The 5255-nt window shown below is 25.3% G+C and carries 6 protein-coding genes; 5 read left to right on the top strand and 1 reads right to left on the bottom strand.

What is annotated here, in order from left to right; translation table 11 throughout:
• Positions 1 to 17 precede the first annotated feature (17 nt).
• Positions 18 to 914, bottom strand: a complete 897-nt coding sequence (locus BBA70_RS01460; protein ID WP_252861518.1) for a hypothetical protein — start codon at positions 912 to 914, stop codon at positions 18 to 20.
• Positions 915 to 1841: 927 nt separating this feature from the next.
• Here BBA70_RS01460 and BBA70_RS01455 point away from each other — a divergent pair.
• The 5 genes from BBA70_RS01455 to BBA70_RS01435 all read left to right on the top strand — a co-directional run bounded on the left by BBA70_RS01455 (position 1842) and on the right by BBA70_RS01435 (position 5080).
• The gene (locus BBA70_RS01455; RefSeq protein WP_011412547.1) at positions 1842 to 2543 is read left to right on the top strand and encodes an ABC transporter permease subunit; all 702 of its coding nucleotides are present in this window, start codon (positions 1842 to 1844) and stop codon (positions 2541 to 2543) included.
• Entirely contained in the window at positions 2536 to 3282 is a 747-nt protein-coding gene (locus BBA70_RS01450; protein ID WP_011412546.1) for an amino acid ABC transporter ATP-binding protein, read from the top strand. Before BBA70_RS01455 ends, BBA70_RS01450 begins: the two co-directional genes overlap by 8 nt.
• Positions 3283 to 3468: 186 nt before the next feature.
• The gene (locus BBA70_RS01445) at positions 3469 to 4149 is read left to right on the top strand and encodes a transporter substrate-binding domain-containing protein (RefSeq protein ID WP_252861517.1); all 681 of its coding nucleotides are present in this window, start codon (positions 3469 to 3471) and stop codon (positions 4147 to 4149) included.
• Entirely contained in the window at positions 4149 to 4343 is a 195-nt protein-coding gene (locus tag BBA70_RS01440) for a hypothetical protein (RefSeq protein WP_252861516.1), read from the top strand. The genes BBA70_RS01445 and BBA70_RS01440 overlap by 1 nt, the downstream gene beginning before the upstream one ends.
• 2 nt (positions 4344 to 4345) lie before the next feature.
• Positions 4346 to 5080 (top strand): ABC transporter permease subunit, encoded by a 735-nt coding sequence (locus BBA70_RS01435; protein WP_011412544.1) that lies wholly within the window; start codon positions 4346 to 4348, stop codon positions 5078 to 5080.
• Positions 5081 to 5255 lie beyond the last annotated feature (175 nt).

The raw sequence follows: 5255 nt of genomic DNA, 5'->3' as shown, positions 1-5255 counted from the left end.
AATGTACGACTATAAAATCAATTCCGTTTATTAGAATTTGATTCAATTTGTTTATCATTTTTAGAGACATATTTACTAACATATGAAACAACTTTATTAACATAATTTTTTTTATCAAAAGTGCCCTTATAAAAAACTTTACATTTACTAATTTCAATTTTTTCAAATAAAAGATTTGTTTTTGATGGTCTAAAAATTTGAACGTTTTGACTAATTGGATTTAAATGTTTATAATGTTTTATATTATTTTTATTCATAACAGATGCATAAGCATTAGCCCAAAGCAAAGTAATTTTTGACACTTTAACATTCTTTTTCTCATAATAATTTTGAGGTATTTTAATATTACCTTTTTCATCTATTTTATGCATTAAATAATCATCATAAAAAATACTCTTATTTCCTTTAATAGGTCGGTTTTTCAAACCCAAAGCATAATCTTTATCAGTACACAAATAACGAGAATATACACCAAAAGAATTTAAAACATCAATATTAAAAATAATATGATAATGAATAACTCCTAATTTAGTAGTTTCCAAAGACCAAAAATAACGAAAATCTTGCATTTTGGAATAAACCAAATCTTTTTGAGAGCATTGTTGAAATAAATTTGATAAATAATTTTTTCTCACTAAACGAATAAAACGTTTCCTTACCTGTCCCATAATATCAGGTTCATGAGTATATTTTATAGTTTTACCTTGTAAATCATCATAAGGAGCTGTCAAAGTAATAAAAGATATTTTTTTAGAATCTTTGAAATTATATAAAAGTTTATCCTTAGCATTTTGTGAAGAATCTCGATAATGCCTTAAAATTTTTGATTTTGGTTTAATTTCTTGCAATTTAATTTCTTTTGATTGTTTTTTTAAAGAATAATCCAATTTCAAATCATCATCACTTAATGACAAATACCTTTCTTCTTTTTTTCTTTTAAATGTTTTTTATAACATTTAATTCGTTCCAAACTTAAAGTCATTTTTTATACTCCTTTTTATTATTTAGCTATTGATAAATAACCTTTTGAAGCAAAATAAAACAGCAGCAGAATAAAAAGACCTAATTTAGGTGAAACCCGACATTAAATATCCGCCAAAGTCATTTTTTCTGTTTCTAAAACTTCTAAAATAAGAACGATTATTTTTTTGCCATATTAATTATTCTCCTTTTTATTTTATTAATAATAACATATTTTTTGCGGAGTTATCGCCTATTCTTTTTGAGACAGTAGCAAATATATCAATTCATTTATGGACTGCCTTTTTAATGATATTTTAAATGTTGATGTTTGGGAAGACGCGTACAAGTTACTATTTTCACAAGAGAAACATTTGATATTGATAGTTTTAAAGATGCTTTAAAAGTTCAATTAAACTTTGTTTTTTGAAAAAACTTATTCATCATTATCCGAAAATATAGATCCAAACAGTTAAGGAACTTTGATACCCAGCAAAATAAAAATATTAAAATTATAAATTAAATTATTGAAAAAAACCATTTACGGCATCCCCTTAATGGTTGTTATTTTATAAATTTCACTTCAAAAAAATTATTGAAAAAAATAATTATATAAAAAACACCATTATCAAACAAATAATGTGTTATAATAAAGGCATTACTTAAATGAAATAATTTTTTCTTTTTAAAAACATTAATAAATTTTTAAATAACTATTAAATTAACGATTTCATAAAGTGAATTTTAAAAATTATTATGAAATTTATTATCTTAAATCAAAACCAAAGAAAATAACAAATAATTTAAGTAAAATTGTATAAAACTATATCAAAAAAATACAATTAAATATACGAAAAAGGAAGAAACTGTGGAACGATCCTATGAAAAAATGCTATACTTTATTTATAAATAATATACCCTCATATTGGAATGCATTTGTCACTACTATAAGCCTTGCTTTTTTAGGAACATTAGGGGCTTTTTTGTTATCTTTATGGCTACTTTATCTCAAAGGAATAAGAAAAAAGGAACGGATAAGTTTTTATGAGAGATATCTTTACAAAACGATAGATATTTTATTATATTTTTATATATTTTTTGTTAAAAGTGTCCCTATGATGTTACAAGCAATGCTTTTGTATTGGGGAACAAAAATAGCAGGGTTTTGTTCTTGGTTAACTCCTTTTCAAGCCGCACTATTTATCCTTATTTTTAATTCTTGTGCTATGTTAGCAGAATTTATGATTAAAAATATGTCCTTTTTTGACCCTGGTCAAATTGAGGCATCCCTAGCTTTGGGAATGAATCGTAAACAAACTTTTAAATGCGTTATATGTCCTCAATTAGTTAATCAATCTTTACTACGTATTATCAATGAATTTATTCTAAATATAAAAGATATTTGTGTTTTTTATGTAATTACAGTTGTAGATATTTTTACTTTGAGTCAAAAATTAGCCAAAAAAAGTTATGACTATGTAACTCCTTATATCAACGCATCTTTAATATATATAATTTTAATTTTCATCTCTTATTATCTTTTAAAAAAACTAGAAACCAAATTAGGTAATAAAAATGCATAATATCATCGAAATTACAAATCTCCAAAAACAATATGGCACTAAAACTGTTTTAAAAGAAGTTAATTTAAAAATAAAACAAAACGAAATTATTACTTTAATAGGGCCTTCAGGAGCTGGTAAATCTACTCTTTTAAGATGCCTTAATTTATTGGAAGAACCTGATTTTGGCAATATTTTATTTGAAGGAACAAATATTTTAAATCCAAAATATAATGTGCATAATTTAAGAAAAAAAATTGGCATGGTTTTCCAAAATTTCAATTTATTTGCCCACAAAAATGTCTTGAATAATTGTACTTTGGCACTCACAGAAGTATTTAAAAAAAGCAAAGAAGAAGCACAAACAATAGCACGCGAAAAACTACAAAAAGTAGGACTTTTAGATGTAGCATCTCAAAGCATTCAAACACTTTCAGGGGGGCAAAAACAAAGAGTTGCAATTGCAAGAGCCTTATGTATGAATCCAGAAATAATTTTATTTGATGAACCTACCGCTTCTTTGGACCCACAATTAACTAAAGAAGTCCTTGATATTATGACTAACTTAACTCACGAAAAAATAACTATTATTTTAGTAACTCATGAAATTGCATTTGCTCAAAAAATTTCTGATAGAATTGTTTTTATGACAGATGGTATAATTTTGGAAGCAGGAAACCCACAACAAATCCTTAACAACCCTCAAAGCGATAAATTAAAAAAATTCCTCAAAGATGCTTCTTTTAATAAATATAAATGAGACCAAGATATAATAAATTATAATATCTGTTTATCATAATTACAAAAAAAACAACCGAAAACAAAAAAATAATGAAATAAAGGGGGTAATTTCAGCTGGTAAAAAAATAATTACCATTAAATTAAAAATTTGAGAAACTTTTTAATAAATAATTTTAATAATATAATCTAAAAAAAGAGGCAATAAATGAAACTAAATAAAAAAATAATTATTAGTTTAGTTGTTGGTGTTTTTTTAATTTTAGGGATAATAGGAGGAATTTTATGGCCGAAAAATACTAAAAATAATGTTTTAGTAATAGGCATGGAACTTGAATACTCGCCTTTAGAATATGTTATTCCAACAAAAAATGAAAAAAACAAAGACCAAAATCATCCCATTTATGGACAAAGTGGATATGCTTGTGGTTATAATGTTTTTATCGCTAAAAAATTAGCAGAAAAGTTAGGTAAAAAACTAGTAATCAAAAAAATAAATTTTAATAGTTTGATTTCTGCTTTAAATTCCAATGACATAGATTTAGTTGTTGCAGGCTTAAACAAAAATCCTGACAGAGATAAAGAAATTGATTTTTCAAAACCTTATGTTTTTGGAACAGTTAAAATTGTTTTAAAACAAGGTTCAAAAGTTGATAATCTTTCAAGCTTACAAAGTGAAAAAATCGGTTACCAAAGTGGTTCTACATATCAAAAAATAGCAGAAGGAATAACAACTCAAACTCAAGAATATTCAGATTTAGGAACAATAAAGTTGGCATTACAAGCTAATGAAATTGACGGATTTATTGTAGAATCAGATATCGCAGATATTTTTTTAGAAAAAAATCCAACTTTAGCAATGGAAAAAAAACAATTAACAAGGAATTAATGGAAAAAATCAATACAGATTTAAGAGATCAAACTCAAGAAAGCTTTCAATCACGTATAGGAATTAAAAAAGGAAATGACAAACTTAAAAATAAAGTGGACGAAGCATTAGAACAATTACAATTTACAACAGATAACAACACAACCCAAGAATTAAAGCAAAAAGCTATTGAAGTTGCAATAAATCAAAACTGATAATGTCTAATAACAACTCTTGGTTAAGTTTATTATGCCAAATATTAAAAGATTGGCATACATTGTATTTTGAAGGTTTTAAAAACACCATGAAGATTGCTTTTTTTGGCACTATAGGAGCTTTTATGGTGTCTTTATGTTTGTTGCATCTTAAAGAAATTATTCAAAATAATAAGCGGGTAAGGACAAATATTGCTAAAAGATATTATATCAAAATGTTTGATTACATCATCAATGGCTATATTTTTATAATTAAAAGTGTTCCTATGATGCTACAAGCAGTTTTATTTCATTTCGGACTCAAAGGAACTGGTTATTTTGGATGGTTAACTCCACTTCAGTCTGGTTTATTTGTGATTACTTTCAACTCAGCCGCTTATCTTGCCGAAATTATGATTAAAAATATGGAGTTTTTTGATTATGGACAAATTGAGGCAGCATTAGCTTTGGGAATGACACAAACACAAACCTTTAAAAAAGTTGTGTGTCCCCAAGTTGTCCGTAAATCTTTATTAAGAATTTCTAATGAATTTATCGTTAATATCAAAGATAGTTGTGTTTTTGGAGTTATTGGGATGAACGAACTTTTTGAAGTGGCACAAACAGTACACAAAAGAAGCAATAGTATAACAGGAGGAATAATTGCTTTGTTAATTCCTGTCTTTGCTTATTTAGTTTTGGTGTTATTAGTTTCTTTATTATTAAAAAAAATAGAAAAAATAATTGATAGAAAATAAAATTATTTAAAGAAAATAATAATGATTTACTTTATTATCTAAAAGACTTTCCTTCTTCTATAGAAATCTTGAAAAAAGAACCTAAAATGAACTTTTGGGGAATTTGGAACAATTTACAGTAGACGAAATATAAATTTAATAATGTAATTAAAATTTATATCAATAAAAACCACCC

Origin of the sequence: New Jersey aster yellows phytoplasma, assembly GCF_002554195.1 — a bacterium.
Lineage (GTDB): Bacteria > Bacillota_I > Bacilli_A > Acholeplasmatales > Acholeplasmataceae > Phytoplasma.
Note: the sequence above shows the minus strand (reverse complement) of the source record. Positions and strands in the feature narration are given on the sequence as shown.

Bases quoted from the DNA above. Each gene is read 5' to 3' on its own strand.
- BBA70_RS01455 (WP_011412547.1), top strand. From the start codon at position 1,842: ATGAAAAAATGCTATACTTTATTTATAAATAATATACCCTCATATTGG.
- BBA70_RS01450 (WP_011412546.1), top strand. From the start codon at position 2,536: ATGCATAATATCATCGAAATTACAAATCTCCAAAAACAATATGGCACT.
- BBA70_RS01445 (WP_252861517.1), top strand. From the start codon at position 3,469: ATGAAACTAAATAAAAAAATAATTATTAGTTTAGTTGTTGGTGTTTTT.
- BBA70_RS01440 (WP_252861516.1), top strand. From the start codon at position 4,149: ATGGAAAAAATCAATACAGATTTAAGAGATCAAACTCAAGAAAGCTTT.
- BBA70_RS01435 (WP_011412544.1), top strand. From the start codon at position 4,346: ATGTCTAATAACAACTCTTGGTTAAGTTTATTATGCCAAATATTAAAA.